The following is a 16,709-nucleotide window of genomic DNA, read 5'->3' on the forward strand; positions in this document are numbered from 1 at the left end:
CTTTAGTAGTGTTATTAAAAGAGATTGATACAAACCACGGTACCTCTAGGGTGTCATGCACATACACTCCGTCTATTGAAACCTACAATATTGTCACAGATAATATGACGGATGATTGTAAACCTACCCAGCTTGGCAATGGATGTTGCATTTGGCTAAATGAGAAAGGGCAACTCGGAGAGATTGAATGTATTTGTCCAAAGAGTTTCAAAAATGGAATTTCAACATATTTTCATCTTGACGAATGGATTGATGGGACACCTTCCTTCGAGATATCTTCAATTGATGGTGATGTAGTCATTGAACAACTTGAGGATGGATATATTATCTGGTTATCGAGAAAAAGTAACGTAGAACTAGAAGTATCGCAAAGTGGAATAAGCTACTTGCTATCAGGAAATAAACTATCAGGTATAGTAGCTAAAAAAAGTGAAATAATTGAATGAACCATAATGGATTGTGATGCCTAGTAGGAATGAAGTTTTGCCTAAATCCATATAAGGAAATAGTAAGAGATTTTAAAGGGATTAGAGGAAGATAATAATAATTATGGTTTTCTATATTAACCACATGTAAAACTCTTGCATGTGGTTTCTTTTTATGGTCGTGGGTTCGAATCCCGCTACTCCGATTTTATCAAAATGTCCTGTTGATGCAGCTAATGCGTCTGCCGGGCGTTTTTTTTTGAATATTACATACCCTATCGGTCTATGTATCTACTGGGTTGTGACGAGCTAGTCGTATGCAACCAACGTATGTACTTGTCGAGCATCTGAGGGGAGATATGATGAAGCCACTTCTGCACTGGATTCGGAGGCAGAAGTGGCAATTCAACAATCGCTGGCGGAATGGTCTGCTGTATGACTTTTTTAATTTGCCTATAAAGATTCCTGAAGGGTCTTGGAAGAAGTGCTGTAATCAGCATAACGGGGAAGCACAATAGTGTAGTATATTCCTACAATAACGGTACAGACCCCAACTAATAAAAACAAGACTTCAATTGAAATAAATGAAGGAAAGCTTACAGCAATGAAACCTAATGTAAGAGATTGGGACAGCATCATTAACGGATTAATCAAACCTTGCACACGTCCCATCATTTGAGGATCTACAATACGAGGAAGCCATCCTCCTATGCCAATGTTAATGAACGGAAGTATCAGTGCAATGACAAAATTGATAATCAGAAAAGCGTAGATGTGGTCAACAAATCCTAGTATGCACATACCTATTCCGGCTACCAGAACTCCCGCTGCAATCATTTGGTGTAGCTTTAGCTTGGCGGAGATGAGAGAAGCGATTAGGGTACCAAGCAACACACCAGCTCCAAAAATAATACCTGTCCAAACCATATACTGCTCATAGTTGCCTGGAGTTAGCTTATATTTAAGAATAAACATCGGTAAAACGCTAAAACCACCATTTAAAATACCGAACATAAAAAAGCCTGAAACCAACCAAAGCAATAGTCTGTTGCGTAATATGTAAAGAAACCCTTGTTTAAAATCGATCATGACAAGTTTGAATTTTAATTGTTTGAATTGATGTGCCCCGTTCGGAAGGCGTACTTCCTTTGGAATTTTGCAGGAACGAATAAGCAGTGCAGACACAATAAAAGAAATAGCATCAATTAGGATGGCTCCAGTAATTCCAAAGTGCCAGTAGACGACGGCCCCTAGAGTTCCTCCAAATAACATGAAAAGACTCCCCATCATTTGATTGAGGCCTGCGGCAATGGTGTAATCATCTTCGCTTAATATCCCCTGTATAATGGCACTTTCGGCTGGGAAGAAAAATTTGGAGGCAGCACTACGAATGAAGAGGAGGGCAAATATCAAAGGAATCGAATCGACCCAAATAAAAATAAGCAAACATAAGGATAAAAAAGCGCTGATCCAGTCACAATTAACAGCAATTTTTTGTCTGTCCATCCGATCTGCCAGCACTCCAACCACGAGAAATACTACCAGCATCGGGAGCGAATACATTAACTCGGCAAGCGTTGCATAGTATGGCTGATTTGTAAACCGTTTCAACAAATAAAACATGAATGCAGTAACCCCGATAATTCCTCCCATTTGTGAGGCGAAGGTTGCCAGGAAAAACCTGACATAATTCTTGTTTCTGAGTACTTGTTTTAATCCAGTCACAGTTCCATCCCTTTCGCTTTCAAAGCGGTTTTTAGATGCCTAATTAAAATAATAGTGAAAAGTAGGAATATTGTACAGAAAAGTGACTTTAATGTCACTTTAAGTTTGAATTTGCATCGTATCGGACCCTCTACCTTTTAAATTCTGCTGTTAACGTAATCATATTGGGGTGGACTGGGAAGTTGTTTTCAAAATGGTTTGGCGTAGTATGAGAGCAACATAAACTTAAATAACCAGCCGTCGGTTGATATCTGACGGCTGGTTATTTAAGTTGCCAGGTGTTTGAGTCTGACTCACAAATGGGTGTCAGTCTTCAATCTTAATGAAGCTAAATCCTCGCCATTTGTAGTGATTACTTTTTTATACCAATCAAAGCTTTTCTTCTTTTTGTGGAATGGCCTCTTTTAATTGTCCGATATGTTGTCTGAAATAATCCATACGGTAATTGTCTATAATGGGAGGGAGAATTACAGAATAGCCCGATTCATCTCATTTACGCATGGATATGTTGAGAAAAAGGAAATGCTCATAGCTAGAAAACTTTATACAATGGAAGAGGAATAAGAATTGTGAAATTCGACTTTTGATGAAGGATTTCATATAATGTGAGCATATTGTGAACAGCTTAAATTGAAGACTTAATAAAAAAATGAAAATGATTTCCGTCCAGCTATGAATTTCAAAATTTGACGGAGGGAACGAGATGACAATGGAAGAGAGCAGCAGACAGGTACCTTGGCAGGCGTATTACGGACCTAATCTAGGTTATGTGCAGGACCAGTATGAAAAGTATGTAGCGGACCCCGGAACAGTTGATCCGGCTTACCGCGAGCTGTTTGATCAATGGGGTGAGCCGCCACAATCCGAATACTCGGCTGCTTCCATGATAGACAACAAATTGCAAGGCCCCCCCACAAGTGCTTTGGGGCACCTTGACTCGAACACATTGCAGAAAGCGGTTACAGCGGGGAAAATGGTGTGGAATATCCGTGAATACGGACATTTAGCCGCCCAAATCGATCCGCTGGAACTGGATGCAGAGCAGGATACACGCCTGCTTAATCCAGCATCTTACGGTTTAACTGAACAAGACTTAAAGGCTTTTCCAGCCTCTTTAATATGGGATAACGCTCCTGCGGGAACACTTAACGGATGGGAAGCCATTCAACGGTTACGTGTAGCATACACGGGTCCGATTGCCTATGAATTTAGTCATATTCATAACGAGGAGGAACGCCGCTGGCTGAACAGCTATGCAGAATCCGGTTGGTCCTCCAAGCCACTCACAACACAGGAACGCAAGTCGTTGCTGGGCAGATTGATAGAAGTAGAACAGTTCGAAGAGTTTTTGCATAGAACATTCGTCGGACAGAAACGTTTTTCCATTGAGGGTAATGATGTGCTTGTCCCTGTACTCGACGAGATTATTCGTCTAACCACAAATGCAGGAGCAAGTCATGTTCTGATGGGTATGGCGCATCGCGGCCGTTTGAATGTACTGGCTCATGTGCTGGGCAAACCTTACAGTAAAATTTTCTCTGAATTTCATCATTCGCCGAATAAAGATTTGATCCCGTCGGAAGGTTCCACAGGAATTAACTACGGCTGGACTGGCGATGTGAAATATCATCTGGGTGCTGATCGTTTTGTAAAAGATGGGGGAGCGGTGCAGGCCCGTCTGACATTGGCGAATAACCCAAGTCACCTGGAATATGTGAATCCAGTGGTACAAGGATTTTCACGAGCTGCACAGGAAGACCGCAGTGAGGCTGGTTATCCGAAGCTGGATGTGAGCAAGGCAGCTACAATTATTATGCACGGTGATGCGGCTTTCCCAGGTGAAGGTATCGTGGCAGAATCACTTAATTTCACCAATTTGCGTGGCTTCCGTAATGGCGGCACGGTCCATATTATTGTGAATAATCGTCTGGGTTTTACGACGGAAAGTGTCGATTCCCGTTCGACCCGTTATGCCAGTGATCTGGCTAAAGGCTATGAAATTCCAATTGTGCATGTGAACGCGGATAATCCCGAAGCTTGTATTGCAGCAGCACGTATGGCTGGCGAATACCGCAATCGTTTCAAGAAGGATTTTCTGATTGATCTGATTGGTTACCGTCGTTATGGTCACAATGAATCCGATGACCCGGAAACAACACAACCGCTGGTATATCGTAAGGTGAAGAATCATCCGACGGTGAGCAAATTGTATACTCAAAAGCTGATGAAGCAGGGGGTTGTGGATGAAGCGTTTAGTGCCGGCCTCATTGAAAAGGTCCAAACCAGACTGAAGGAAGCGCATGAGCATGTGAAGAATCAACCGGAACAAGAGCCGGAAATGACTCCTGTGAAGGCGAAAAAGAATCAGAGTTCTATGGTACGTACTGCAGTGGAATTGAAAAAGCTGCGCCAAATCAATGAAAACTTGCTCAAATGGCCACAGGCTTTTCATGTATATCCGAAGCTGGATCGAATTTTACAGCGTAGAAAAACCGCTCTGAACGAGGGAGAAAAGGTAGATTGGAGCTTGGCGGAGACGCTGGCTTTGGCCACCATTCTCGCAGACGGCAAGCCTATTCGTATGACAGGTCAGGATGCGGAGCGAGCTACATTTGCTCACCGTAACCTCGTGCTGCATGAGCCTGAAACAGGCCGTACACATTGCCCGTTGCATACTTTGCCGGAAGCACGTGCTTCGTTCAGTATTCATAACAGTCCATTGTCTGAGGCATCTGTCCTCGGCTTTGAATACGGCTATAACGTGTATTCTCCTGAAACGTTAGTGATTTGGGAAGCGCAATTCGGCGATTTTGCCAACTGTGCACAGGTTATTTTTGACCAATTCATTTCTGCGGGCCGTGCTAAATGGAGACAGAAATCGAGTCTGGTGATGCTGTTACCGCATGGTAGCGAAGGACAAGGACCAGAGCACACGAGCGCACGTCTGGAGCGTTTTCTCCAGTTGTCCGCACAAAATAACTGGACTGTCGCTAATTTGAGCAGTGCCTCTCAGTATTTCCATCTGCTGCGCCGTCAGGCTGCATTAAGCGAAAGTGAGGAAGCCCGCCCGCTTGTGATGATGTCGCCGAAGAGCCTGATTCGTAATAATCGTGTCGCTTCGCCTGCTTCCGAATTCAGTGAAGGAGCATTCCGTCCTGTGTTGGAACAGCCTGGTCTGGGTGCACGTCCGGATCGTGTAGAGCGCATTGTACTGTGCAGTGGCAAGATTGCCATTGATCTCGAAGAAGCATTGGAAAAGGATAAGAATGAGGCAGAAGAGCGTCTGCATATTATTCGTGTGGAGCAGCTATACCCTTTCCCGGAAGAGGAAATTCGGAATATTTTCGGCCGCTTCCCGCATGTTAAGGAGTTCGTATGGGCTCAGGAAGAACCTAAAAATATGGGGGCTTGGAGTTACATTGAACCTCGTCTGCGGAATGTAGTGCCACAGGGAGCGGAAATTCGTTACGCAGGCAGACCAGATCGTTCAAGCCCGGCCAGCGGTTATCAGCAAGTACACAGCCTAGAACAACAGCGAATTATTCAATCGGCGTTGAAGCAGGATTCCAAAAACAATATTACACTTGGGAGGTAGCGGCTGTGAGCGATATTATAGTGCCAGCAATGGGAGAATCCATCACGGAAGGAACAATCTCCAAATGGCTTGTGAAGGAAGGGGATTCCGTAGGACAGGGAGATGTTCTACTGGAGCTGGAAACCGATAAGGTCAATCTGGAAATTAGTGCGGAAGAAGCAGGTGTGGTCCAGAAAATCCTTCGTCAGGAGGGAGATACTGTGGTCATCGGTGAAGCTGTTGGCTTGATCGGAATCGGCAGTGGTGGTGCGGAATCAACCGGTGCTGGAGAAGTTGCAGCGACTCAAGCGCCTGAAGCACCGTCCGTAGCGACTTCACCGTCTTCCGTAGGAGGCGGCGTTAAAGCAGAAGAAAAGTCTGCACCGCCTATTTCATCGAATGGCGACGGGAATGGTCAGACGGCATCACCATCCGCCCGGAAGTTGGCGCGTGAGCGCGGGATTGATCTTGAACAGGTACAGGGAAAGGACCCGCTCGGACGTGTTTTCCAGGAGGACGTAAAAACGCATAACAGCGCTGAAGTGTCACGTGCAGCATCTGTACCTACGTCTCCCGCTACTAGCAAGCCTGCGCCTCCGTCTCCAGCTCAAACGGAGTACAGCAAGCCTGTGGAACGCCAGCGGATGTCTCGACGCAGAGCGACGATCGCTAAGCGTCTTGTTGAAGCACAGCAAACAGCTGCCATGCTCACCACTTTTAATGAAGTGGATATGACTGCCATTCTCGATGTGCGTAAACGCCGTAAAGATAAGTTTAAGGAAAAACATGATGTAGGCTTGGGTTTTATGTCCTTCTTTACAAAGGCAGTGGTTGGTGCACTCAAGCGCTTCCCTACCGTGAATGCAGAGATTAATGGCGATGATATCGTACTGAAAAAATACTATGATATCGGGATCGCTGTATCTGCCAAGGAAGGTTTGGTCGTGCCAGTTGTAAGGGATGCTGATCGTCTCGGCTTTGCTGAGATCGAGAAGAGCATTGCAGATTTGGCTGGCAAAGCTCGCTCCAATTCGCTTTCTCTGGCCGACTTGCAAGGAGGAACGTTTACTATAACCAATGGAGGTATTTTCGGCTCCCTGCTGTCTACGCCAATTCTCAATACGCCGCAAGTGGGTATTTTGGGAATGCATAAAATCCAACTTCGCCCGATTGCCATCGACGAGGAACGCATGGAAAATCGTCCGATGATGTATATCGCGTTGTCCTACGATCACCGGATTATTGATGGTAGTGAGGCGGTTCGTTTCCTGGTAACGGTTAAAGAATTGCTGGAAGATCCAGAATCATTGTTACTGGAAGGATAAAATAAATCGGGCAAGTGTATCTCCTCTTTACGTGTATGACAAAAGCAGACTCTTGCGAGTCTGCTTTTTTTCCTGCATAGTTATAACATAAGGCGACTGACATTACAGGCAGTAAATGTAGAGAAGGGCGGGAACTGTTTTGGACAAAGACTTGCGCTACCCGATAGGATCATTCGTTGTTCCAGATACCATTACAGAAGAACAGCTTATCGCATGGATTCACGACATTGCTGAATTGCCTGCACAGCTACGTCGGGCGGTCGAAGGACTGAATGAGCAGCAGCTAAATACGCCTTATCGCGAAGGGGGCTGGACGATTCGGCAGGTAGTTCATCATGTGGCAGACAGCCATATGAACAGCTATATCCGTTTTAAGCTGGCACTGACGGAGGATACGCCGACGATCAAGCCATATGATGAAGGGCGTTGGGCCGAAATACCAGACGCCAGGGAGCTTCCGCTGGAACCTTCGTTGCAACTGCTGGAAGGATTGCATGAACGGTGGGTGACCGTGTTGCGATCGTTGGGAGAGGATCAGCTGCACCGATCGTTTATTCATCCTGAATCGGGCCAGACGATCCGCCTGGAGCGAAACATCGGCATCTATGCCTGGCATGGCAAGCATCATACAGCTCATATTACTTCCTTGAGAGAACGAAATGCATGGTGATTTTTAAAACTATACCCGAATGAAATATAAAGGAATAAAAAGAAACCTTCAATTCCACTTTAATCGTGGTTTTAAAGGTTTCTTTTCTTATTTCCTCACAAGGCTGATGACTTGGTGTCAGAAGAAAATAAAGTATTAGACTGAAAAATAAAGTGTTAGACTCGGAAAATAAAGTTGTAGACTGAGAAAATAAAGAATTAGACTGGCGGGTGCTTCATTACGCTAACGGGCAGGTTAGTTTAAATACATATTCAACTTAGCAATCAATATAAAATTACAATACTGGATTGTAGAACGCTGATTGCAAAGTTATTACACGTTCAAGTATTAACTCTTTTGGGAGATTGGATTGGCGTTGCAGGGAAACCAATAACTATTCATGATATGACGGCTTCCGCCTAAGGTATGGCAACTTCGAATGCTCGTCACTCGGGTCAGAGGAGAAAGAACATAGCCCTATAGAAACCCGCGCTAGGCGCGTTTTTTTCATTTTAAAGGGTCAAGTTCATGTCCTTGGTCAGGTACAAGAATTTGACCCTATTGCCGATAATGGACATGAACAAGTCCTTATAGCCGTTGACTACACAGAGAATCTATTCCGCTACTCTGGAGAGTGGGACGGGGTAACAGGTCTTCAGTATATGCGCAGCCGCTGGTATGATCAAACAAAAGGATACCTTTCTCCAAATAGCTTTACGGAATACTCAGAAACTGCCCGGGTAAAATGGTACGGATAAGTTGATGTATTAGAAATATTTATATCGGAATTTTTGGATATTAAAGCTAACTTATTCCCTGTGTTTTTACCAAGGCACAACTCCATTTTCATCAAAAAAGCTACCAGTTGGACCATCATTATTGATTGTGGCAAGCTTAACTACACTGGAAGCTGCTTGTTCGACTGTGCGATAGCCACTATTACCATTTAAATCGGTAGCTGTAAATCCAGGGCAAACCGAGTTGATTTTAATAGGAGTATCTCTTAATTCTTTAGCAAAGAAAACAGTTAAAGCATTTACAGCCGTTTTGGAACTATTGTAGGCGAGCGAATTCACATTATAAAATTCCGACGTTGGGTCTGAATTCAAAGTTAAGGAACCTAATCCGCTGGAAAGATTTACGATTCTTCCGGCAGAAGATTTTTTGAGCAATGGAAGTATTGCTTTAGTGACAGAAAATACGCCGAAAACGTTTGTCTCATAGGTATTCTTGAGAACGGACAGTTCCAGTTCACTTGGAGGTGTGTTGCCTTCAAAAAACACGCCTGCATTATTAATCAAGATATCAAGGTATCCATATTCTTGTTCAATCCATTCTACTGCGGAGAGAACGGAGCTGGGGTTTGTGACATCAAGAACCACCGTTTTAGCTTTAATGTTCTCCGTTTCTAAAAACGTTACGGCCTCATGTCCTTTTTCTTCGCTTCTTGCTCCTATTAAAATCTCATACCCCATGTTTCCCAATTGTCTTGCTGTCTCAAAACCAATACCTTTGTTGCCACCTGTAATTAATACGATCTTGGATTTATTCATAAAATTGCCTCCCTAATCTATTTTCTAAAACCTGTACCTACGAAAATGTATTTAATTCTTATATTTGTCACTGCTATTTAGATTCTCTCATTGTAATCGAGACATATCTCCTTTCATTTCTGATATAGTTAATATAGTGGAAATGATTGATACTTGTAAGTACGCACATTTTTGTAACTTAATGAATGGAGTGGCAATATGGGATATGGATTAAAAGAATATGGCGATTGCAGTGAAGAGGTTATAAGGGCCTGCCCTGTTGAAATGGTTTTACATATGATAGGAGGAAAATGGAAGGGAATCATTATCGACATTTTATCCGAAAAATCGGTCAGATTTAATGAACTTAAACGATTAATACCAGGGATTTCACAACGGATGCTGACTTTACAACTCAGGGAACTCGAGGCGGATGGAATTGTGAAGAGGATAGTAGATGACACTGTGCCACCCAAAGTAGAATACTTCCTCACTGAACAAGGAAATAAATTGTCGAGTATCATCGATTCTATAAGAGTATGGGGAAAAGAGTTTCTATCCTAAGTCTGCGATCGGGAAGTCTTAGTGGATAGCCGTATACTTACTCTCTGCCGATAGATATGACGAACCAAAGAAGAATCTCTTTGAAGCTGGTGCTTTATATTTGTTTCAGTGAATGCGGATGAAATTAATATGTAAGATGCGAACTGAGTTCCAGTGCGCAAATCACCAAGAGATATGCGGCTGAAAATATCGTCGGAAAACAAATCGTAGGCGTCGTCAATTTTCCACCGCGCCGCATAGCGGGATTCAATTCGGAAGTTTTGGTTCTGGGCGGACTGCCTGAACAGGGAGATGTCGTGCTGTTAAAGCCGGATTTCGATCTACCCAACGGAACGCAAATCAGATAATAAAGGCAAAACCCACCGTGCAAGGCGACAACCTTACGGTGGGTTTTAATTTCTTAAATAACCCTGTATGATTTGTTATTACCACCCTTTCTTGTTCTCAATTATAAGTAATTGGAATTGTTCGTTCTTATATGGACTCTTTAGAAATTTTCATATTTGAGGTCATTAAGCTAACGGGGAACGTTAGTTCAATGAAATAGCGACAGTCTAGGACTTTATTTTCTCGTCCTTGGCTGTCGCTGTTCCAATTTTTAAGGTCAGTCTAAAACTTATTTTATGAAGTCTGGGGGGGAACAATTCGAAAAGTCGAATGGAATACGGACACCCAGTCTAGTACTATATTTTCTTTTGACACTTGGACGAGGTTGATTGTTCAGGTGCCTCGGAGGCTCCAGACAATGCGGAAACAGAGGTCACCCCTGTGTTAACATGACGGTCGAGCCAGTCCACGATGTCACTCATCACCTCGTCGCGGTTTGTTTCATGCAGCATCTCATGGCGACCGCCAGGATAGAGGCGATACTCCATGTCCTGAAGCTCTAGGCTTCGATACATTTCCACTAGTGACAATACACCTTTACCGAACAAACCCACTGGATCACGATCCCCGGCAAAAATATAAACTGGCAGTTTGGGATTGATGTGTTTCAGCGAGGAAGGCCAGTGGATTTCTTGCAATAGCCTGAAAAAATCCAGAAAAAAGCCTGTCGTGCAAATAGCTCCACATAATGGGTCATGTACGAACTGATCTACTTCCTCAGGATCACGGGACAGCCAGTCAAACGCCGTACGCACTGGACGAAAGGCGCGGTTAAAGCCGCCAAAGACCATGGCGTTGAGCAGCATGCTGCGATGATCCATTCCTTGCAGCTTGGCTTGCAGTAGAGCAACTTGCTCTCCGAGCTTTAGGAGACCACGTCGTCCGTTGGTTCCCGATAAAATAAACCCGTGATACGTTTGCCGATCATCATACATAATTTTCTGGGTTAAAAAGGACCCCATGCTGTGACCCAGCAAAAAACGAGACTGATCAGGGAATTCCTTAGCCGCAATTTCGCCTAGCTCCAGCATGCCGTTTGCCATTCGATTAAACGCATTAGCTCCCGGCATACCCAGCTTATCAGGATCACCAGCCGTGCGCCCGTGACCGATATGATCGTTGGCATACACACCATAACCGCAACCAGTAAGCTTTTCGGCCAGTCGAATGTAGCGATAGGATGTCTCGCACATACCATGCGAAATTTGAACAATCCCCTTAAGGGGCAAATTCTGATCAGGCAGCCAGCGGTAGGCAAAAAGCTCTGTTCCGTCATTTTCAGCGATGGTGAAGGTGTATTCCCGCATAATTAGACATCACATCCTTTAAGCTTTAAGGAAGATAAGATCTAAGTACGGTCATTCCGTCATTCAGCGTGTAACCGCTCAGGTTAGCAGGCAACAGGAAGCAATCTCCAGCTTTACAGGAAAGAGACTCGGTATTATTGTTCCATGTTATGGTCCCACTGCCTTCACAAATCACGAGAATGGTGAAGCTGTCTTCCGTTGTAGAAAGTGCCCAACTTCCATCTACGATACCCTTTTCCACAACAAAATACTCACAGGCAGCCAGCTGGAGCCATTTTCCAGGCTGTAAGCCGTCCGTTTTCATCGTTGTTGCACCTGCACCCTCGTAGGAGGTTACATTGAGGGAATCCTCGATATGCAACTCACGAGGCTTGCCGTCTAGTCCGGGGCGATTGTAGTCATATAAGCGATAGGTAGTATCCGAATTTTGCTGGATTTCAGCAACGACAACGCCTGCACACAGTGCATGTACGGTTCCGGCGGGAATGAAGAACGTATCGCCTGCTTCGACTGGAACCTGGCGCAAACTGCCGAGGATGTCCCCACTTTCAAGAGCTGTGCGCAGACTCTCGCGAGTTACACCTTCGGTCAGACCATAAATAATCTTGGCATCTGGCTTGGCATCAAGCACGTACCACATTTCAGTTTTCCCTAATTCTCCGGCTGGAAGTCCTGCGTAATCATCTGTCGGATGCACCTGAACGGATAAGTCATCATTACAATCCAGTAGTTTGATCAAAAGTGGAAATCGTCCGCCTTTTTCCGATACACCCTTGGCCCCGAGCCAATCCTGCCCGTAGGTCTCGCGGATTTCATCCAGTCCTTTGCCTGCCAGCTCACCATTGATGACCGTTGTTGTTCCGTTTGGATGATCGGCAATCATCCATCCTTCACCGATATGTCCTTCTGGTGGGGTTAGACCAAATTGCTCTAAGGCCCGTCCTCCCCAAACTCTCTCTTTGAACTCAGGTTGAAATTGCAGCGGGTATGGCTTTAGCATAATTTCTCTCCTCCATAATGAGTAATGAGTGCGACCTAACAGAATAGGGAAATCAATAACGTGCCGCTGGGGCAATAAACTGGGATGAATAGCGCCCAAACGAGCTTGAAAAATGATATATGTAAGGCGGCTAAAAAAGCCGCTCATAACCTGAGTTTAAAATCCGACATTATTTCTTCTCAACCGCCACTACGTAAGGCGAAGCGGCTCGTTGTAATTGACGATAAATAATGCTTTGACCGCTGGAGACCGGGAGAGCTGAAGCCCATTGAAGGACGGCTTCTGCTTCTTCGCTGCCTCCAGCATGCCCTGGATAGAGTACGGCAGTCAGAATGCCGCGTGGTCGCAGCAATTGTAAGGCAGCATCAAGTGCGACGAGCGTGCTGTCTGTATGCGTGATGACAGTCGGATCGGCGCCTTCGGATGGCAAGTAGCCGAGGTTAAACATGACCGCAGCGACTTTGCCATGCAGCATGTCTGGAACGGCCTCCCGCATTTGCTCGTGACCTTGTAGCAGTAGCGATACTTCTGCTAATGAAGGCGAAGCGTTTTCTTCCAGTCGACGACGGGCGCAATGCAGTGCTTCTTGCTGGATGTCGAAGCCATAGACACGGCCCCGTTTGCCAGCAGCTTTTGCCAGAAACAACGTATCTGCTCCTGTGCCGACGGTGGCATCTATAGCAGTATCACCTGGCTGCACCCGCGCAGCCACCAATTGATGAGCGTAGCTCAGGACGGATAGGAACCCCATTTAAGGTTGCCTCCAGTATTTTCCCTGCCACGTTTCACGTGACTTCAGTTCATGATCGATGGCATTAAGCACTTCCCATTTTTTAAGCGACCACATGGGTCCCACTAGCAAATCGCGTGGGGCATCTCCGGTTAACCGATGAACGATCATTTCGGGAGGTAAAATCTCCAGCGTATCAACTATCAGCTTAACGTATTCGTCCTTTTCCAGAAAGCGTAGCAATCCCGCTTCATACTGCTTGACCATGGGCGTTTTGCGCATGAGATGCAGCAGGTGGATTTTGATGCCCTGCACATCCATAGCCGCTACTGCACGTCCCGTATCGAGCATCATTTCATGCGTCTCTTGGGGCAGACCATAAATAATGTGGGCGCACACGCGGATATTCCGCTTGCGCAGCTTTTCCACCGCATCCAGATAGCATTGAGTATCATGAGCACGGTTAATCAGCTCTGAGGTCGATTCATGGACAGTTTGCAGACCCATTTCAACCCACAGGTACGTGCGTTCGTTTAGCTCGGCAAGGTAATCCACTACATCGTCAGGCAGGCAATCAGGACGTGTAGCGATGGACAGACCGACAACGCCGGGCTGCTCCAGAATAACCTCAAAGTATTCTCGCAGTTCCTCAACGGGAGCATACGTATTAGTGTAGGCTTGGAAATAGCCAATATATTTGGCGTTTGGCCATTTTAGATGCTGCCGATCCCGAATCGTATTGAACTGGGTGACCAGATCATCACGACGACGCCCAGCAAAATCACCCGATCCGCGTGCGCTACAAAAGGTGCAACCCCCTTTAGCGATGGAACCATCGCGATTCGGACAGGTAAAACCCGCATCCAGCATGACTTTGAACACTTTATTTTGAAATTGCTCACGCATTTCGTAATTCCAAGTATGGAACCGTTTATCTCCCCACAGGAGAGGAGCAGGCAATAAATCTGTTTTCATGGGTGTACTCCTTTTTTTACGATCACCCTATTGTAACAAAAATCAGTCTTCATTGGGAATCATTTGACCGAACAAGTCAATAAAATGTGCGGATTTTATGGCGTTGCGGATTGAAAAAGGTTACACAATGTGTTATATTGTAAGCGGTACCAGACATACAATAAAAGGACTGTTTTCGATCCTGAAGATAAAAGTTATCCGTTGCTAATGATTATTCTTCAGGGAGGCAGCTATGCTGTTTCTATCGCCTGTTTTAGGGTAAGTGCACGTCGGTTCCATCACAAATAACCCGTGAGGTGATCTTTTATGAATGCGCAGGATAAGACGCGTATGGATAAAGTTACTGTTGAGTTAACCTTTGATGAGGCGTTGGCATTGACTGGTGTCCGTTTTGGGCAGGATCGTCAGATTGGAACGACCGCACGTCAAAAAATCAGAGCGGCTTGCCAAAAGACAATTGATTTTTCACCTGCTGATGGGGTAGACTATGAACAATTAAATTAGTTGGACCCCAATCCAAATATATTGAAAAAGGAATTTCATTTCCGTATCTTCAAGCGGGGGTGAAATTCCTTTTTCCTTGATAACAGAGTATATGGAGGAGTAACATGCGTTTACGCGGAAGAAAAGGAATACGGGAAAGTCTGGAAGAACAGCAGGATCTAGTCATCTTGGAGCCGGCACAGTATAAGGGGAAATGGCAGCAGGTTTTTGGTAATGATCGTCCCATTCATGTGGAATTCGGTATGGGTAAAGGGCAATTTATAAGCCAAATGAGCTTCCGGAATCCGGAGGTTAACTATATTGGCTTTGATATGTATGATGAGCTGGTTCGCCGTTCAACAGAAAAGTCTCGTCTGGCCTGGAGTAATTCAGAGGTTGATACGCCGCCTAATATCAAATTGGCACTGGCAAACATTGAACAGATCGAGAATGTTTTTGAACCAGGAGAAATTGAACGCATTTATCTGAATTTTAGTGATCCCTGGCCTAAAGCCAAGCATGCACGTCGTCGTTTGACGCATCCGCGTTTTTTGGACAAGTACCGTCAGCTTTTGAACAGCAAAGGACAAATTCATTTTAAGACCGATTCGGAGACACTGTTTGAGTTTTCTCTGAATTCGTTTGCCGATAGCGGCTTGCAGATGACGAATATTTCGTTAAACCTTCATCGTGAGGGGATCAACGAAGAGCATGTCATGACGGAATATGAACAAAAGTTCATGGGCAAAGGTATGAATATTCATCGAGTCGAGGTGCTGATCGGCAAAGATGCTTTGGAAGAGTACGGAAAAACACGTCTCGAAAAGTATGGGAAATAAAAACAGATCAAACGGATAAAATAAGACAGGGTGCTTCCTTTTAGGAAAGCACCCTGTTCGGTTCCAGTATATCCAGAATACTCTGTGCGCTCTGAAGAGGATAATATCGCGCTACATTATGGACGTGCTCCTGTCGCTTGCGGACGATTTCTGGAAAATCGTGTAGCAGTCGGTTCATCCATTTAACGACAACATCCAGCGAAGTAATCGGTTCTCCGAAGCCTTGAGCCGTAAAGTATTGACAATTTTCCTCCTCCTGTCCAGGGAGAGGTTTGTGAAACAGCATCGGAATCCCTTTGGCCAATCCCTCGGTGCATGTCATTCCGCCGGGTTTGGTGATGAGCAGATTCGATACCTCCATTAATTTGTCGATTTCCCGTGTAAATCCGAAGATATGAATATTTGGATGATTAAACCTAGGATCCAATTGCATTTTACGACGAATTTTATCATTATGCCCCAAACAAAAAATAAATTGAATGTTTTCTCTCCACTGAGTAAGCGAACGATGTATGACTTCGTCATTCATAAGGCCCCAGCCGCCACCCATAACGAGTACGGTCGGGATGGGTTTAAGTCCAAATTGTTCTCTAATTTCATCGTGCCCAGGATGTTCCCAAAAATTTGGATGAACGGGAATGCCGGTCACCTGGATTTTCGAGACGGGTACTCCGCGCGCGCGCAGCTTACGCATGACTTCAGGCGTAGATACAAAGTACCGGTCAACCTCGGGACTAATCCATGTTCCATGTGCATCGTAGTCTGTAATGACAGTACAAAGCGGAACATGTAAGCCTAAGCGCTTCAAACGTGAAATTACCGCGCTTGGGATGGGGTGAGTACATACCACCAAATCGGGACGAAGCTGCCGGAGAATGTTTCGGGTCTGCGTGTAGAACAGACGGTGCAAAGCGAGCGTTGTAAGACGGTTTAATGACTTTTTGTACTGATGACGGTAAACCAATCCGACTAGGCGAGGCTGCGATACAACAGTCTTCTTGTATGCTGTAATAATAAGCGGGGCCATTCTTGGATTCAAAAAACTCCCCAGCTCCAGCACTCTTGTCTGCACATTCGGAGAAAGCTTCCGCAAACTGCTTGAGAGCGCGTAGGCAGCTTGAGTATGTCCGGCACCGAAACCTTCCGATAATAATAACACTCGTTTTTTAGCCACTCTCATTTCACCTGTTCCTG

At 45.1% G+C, this 16,709-nt stretch carries 14 protein-coding genes and 1 pseudogene; 8 read left to right on the forward strand and 7 right to left on the reverse strand.

What is annotated here, in order from left to right; translation table 11 throughout:
* The first annotated feature begins 8 nt into the window (after positions 1–8).
* Positions 9–446, forward strand: coding sequence for a hypothetical protein (locus tag JOE49_RS12815; protein ID WP_160789005.1), 438 nt, complete (start codon positions 9–11; stop codon positions 444–446).
* A 432-nt stretch (positions 447–878) separates the two neighbouring features.
* Here the strand turns inward: JOE49_RS12815 and JOE49_RS12820 are convergent, their stop codons facing one another.
* Entirely contained in the window at positions 879–2,150 is a 1,272-nt protein-coding gene (locus JOE49_RS12820; protein ID WP_209941432.1) for an MFS transporter, read from the reverse strand.
* Positions 2,151–2,853: 703 nt separating this feature from the next.
* Between JOE49_RS12820 and JOE49_RS12825 the strand changes: the two genes are divergently transcribed.
* From JOE49_RS12825 to JOE49_RS12835, 3 genes are all read left to right on the forward strand, one after another.
* On the forward strand, positions 2,854–5,745 hold the full coding sequence (locus JOE49_RS12825) for a 2-oxoglutarate dehydrogenase E1 component (RefSeq protein WP_209941433.1): 2,892 nt from the start codon (positions 2,854–2,856) through the stop codon (positions 5,743–5,745).
* A 5-nt stretch (positions 5,746–5,750) separates the two neighbouring features.
* A complete protein-coding gene (odhB, locus tag JOE49_RS12830; protein ID WP_209941435.1) occupies positions 5,751–7,049 on the forward strand; it encodes a 2-oxoglutarate dehydrogenase complex dihydrolipoyllysine-residue succinyltransferase in 1,299 nt (432 codons plus the stop codon).
* Between the two features lie 139 nt (positions 7,050–7,188).
* On the forward strand, positions 7,189–7,719 hold the full coding sequence (locus tag JOE49_RS12835) for a YfiT family bacillithiol transferase (RefSeq protein WP_025724260.1): 531 nt from the start codon (positions 7,189–7,191) through the stop codon (positions 7,717–7,719).
* Positions 7,720–8,522: 803 nt separating this feature from the next.
* Here JOE49_RS12835 and JOE49_RS12840 read toward each other — a convergent pair.
* Entirely contained in the window at positions 8,523–9,251 is a 729-nt protein-coding gene (locus JOE49_RS12840) for an SDR family oxidoreductase (RefSeq protein WP_013308701.1), read from the reverse strand.
* Positions 9,252–9,449: 198 nt separating this feature from the next.
* Here JOE49_RS12840 and JOE49_RS12845 point away from each other — a divergent pair, with 198 nt between their 5' ends.
* Positions 9,450–9,794 (forward strand): winged helix-turn-helix transcriptional regulator, encoded by a 345-nt coding sequence (locus tag JOE49_RS12845; RefSeq protein ID WP_137060307.1) that lies wholly within the window; start codon positions 9,450–9,452, stop codon positions 9,792–9,794.
* A gap of 146 nt (positions 9,795–9,940) precedes the next feature.
* Positions 9,941–10,141: pseudogene (locus tag JOE49_RS12850) on the forward strand (tRNA-binding protein); the annotation flags it as partial.
* Between the two features lie 336 nt (positions 10,142–10,477).
* Here the strand turns inward: JOE49_RS12850 and JOE49_RS12855 are convergent.
* The 4 genes from JOE49_RS12855 to mnmL all read right to left on the reverse strand — a co-directional run bounded on the left by JOE49_RS12855 (position 10,478) and on the right by mnmL (position 14,193).
* Positions 10,478–11,488: an alpha/beta fold hydrolase gene (locus JOE49_RS12855; protein WP_209941437.1), complete on the reverse strand. Its 1,011-nt coding sequence runs from the start codon at positions 11,486–11,488 to the stop codon at positions 10,478–10,480.
* Between the two features lie 25 nt (positions 11,489–11,513).
* Positions 11,514–12,488, reverse strand: coding sequence for a type I phosphomannose isomerase catalytic subunit (locus tag JOE49_RS12860; protein ID WP_023987749.1), 975 nt, complete (start codon positions 12,486–12,488; stop codon positions 11,514–11,516).
* Between the two features lie 169 nt (positions 12,489–12,657).
* Entirely contained in the window at positions 12,658–13,239 is a 582-nt protein-coding gene (gene mnmM, locus JOE49_RS12865; RefSeq protein WP_209941439.1) for a tRNA 5-(aminomethyl)-2-thiouridylate-methyltransferase MnmM, read from the reverse strand.
* Positions 13,240–14,193: a tRNA modification radical SAM protein MnmL/YtqA gene (mnmL, locus tag JOE49_RS12870; protein ID WP_028542970.1), complete on the reverse strand. Its 954-nt coding sequence runs from the start codon at positions 14,191–14,193 to the stop codon at positions 13,240–13,242.
* Positions 14,194–14,499: 306 nt separating this feature from the next.
* On the opposite strand from mnmL, the gene JOE49_RS12875 reads away from it, so the two are divergent.
* Together JOE49_RS12875 and trmB are read left to right on the forward strand one after the other, a co-directional pair.
* Positions 14,500–14,697: a hypothetical protein gene (locus tag JOE49_RS12875; RefSeq protein ID WP_013309373.1), complete on the forward strand. Its 198-nt coding sequence runs from the start codon at positions 14,500–14,502 to the stop codon at positions 14,695–14,697.
* A 104-nt stretch (positions 14,698–14,801) separates the two neighbouring features.
* Complete coding sequence (gene trmB / locus JOE49_RS12880) at positions 14,802–15,515, forward strand: tRNA (guanosine(46)-N7)-methyltransferase TrmB (RefSeq protein WP_209941441.1); 714 nt, start codon at positions 14,802–14,804, stop codon at positions 15,513–15,515.
* A 40-nt stretch (positions 15,516–15,555) separates the two neighbouring features.
* Here trmB and JOE49_RS12885 read toward each other — a convergent pair whose 3' ends face one another.
* Positions 15,556–16,689 carry an MGDG synthase family glycosyltransferase gene (locus tag JOE49_RS12885; protein WP_023987753.1) on the reverse strand — a complete coding sequence of 378 codons (1,134 nt, stop codon included), beginning with the start codon at positions 16,687–16,689 and terminating at the stop codon, positions 15,556–15,558.
* Positions 16,690–16,709: the final 20 nt, after the last annotated feature.

It is taken from the genome of Paenibacillus sp. PvR133 (assembly GCF_017833155.1).
In the GTDB taxonomy this organism is placed as follows: domain Bacteria; phylum Bacillota; class Bacilli; order Paenibacillales; family Paenibacillaceae; genus Paenibacillus; species Paenibacillus polymyxa_B.

Coding starts and splice junctions, on each gene's coding strand:
- JOE49_RS12845 (WP_137060307.1), top strand. CDS start 9,450: ATGGGATATGGATTAAAAGAATATGGCGATTGCAGTGAAGAGGTTATA.
- JOE49_RS12855 (WP_209941437.1), bottom strand. CDS start 11,488: ATGCGGGAATACACCTTCACCATCGCTGAAAATGACGGAACAGAGCTT.
- JOE49_RS12875 (WP_013309373.1), top strand. CDS start 14,500: ATGAATGCGCAGGATAAGACGCGTATGGATAAAGTTACTGTTGAGTTA.
- JOE49_RS12840 (WP_013308701.1), bottom strand. CDS start 9,251: ATGAATAAATCCAAGATCGTATTAATTACAGGTGGCAACAAAGGTATT.
- trmB (WP_209941441.1), top strand. CDS start 14,802: ATGCGTTTACGCGGAAGAAAAGGAATACGGGAAAGTCTGGAAGAACAG.
- JOE49_RS12825 (WP_209941433.1), top strand. CDS start 2,854: ATGACAATGGAAGAGAGCAGCAGACAGGTACCTTGGCAGGCGTATTAC.
- mnmM (WP_209941439.1), bottom strand. CDS start 13,239: ATGGGGTTCCTATCCGTCCTGAGCTACGCTCATCAATTGGTGGCTGCG.
- mnmL (WP_028542970.1), bottom strand. CDS start 14,193: ATGAAAACAGATTTATTGCCTGCTCCTCTCCTGTGGGGAGATAAACGG.
- JOE49_RS12860 (WP_023987749.1), bottom strand. CDS start 12,488: ATGCTAAAGCCATACCCGCTGCAATTTCAACCTGAGTTCAAAGAGAGA.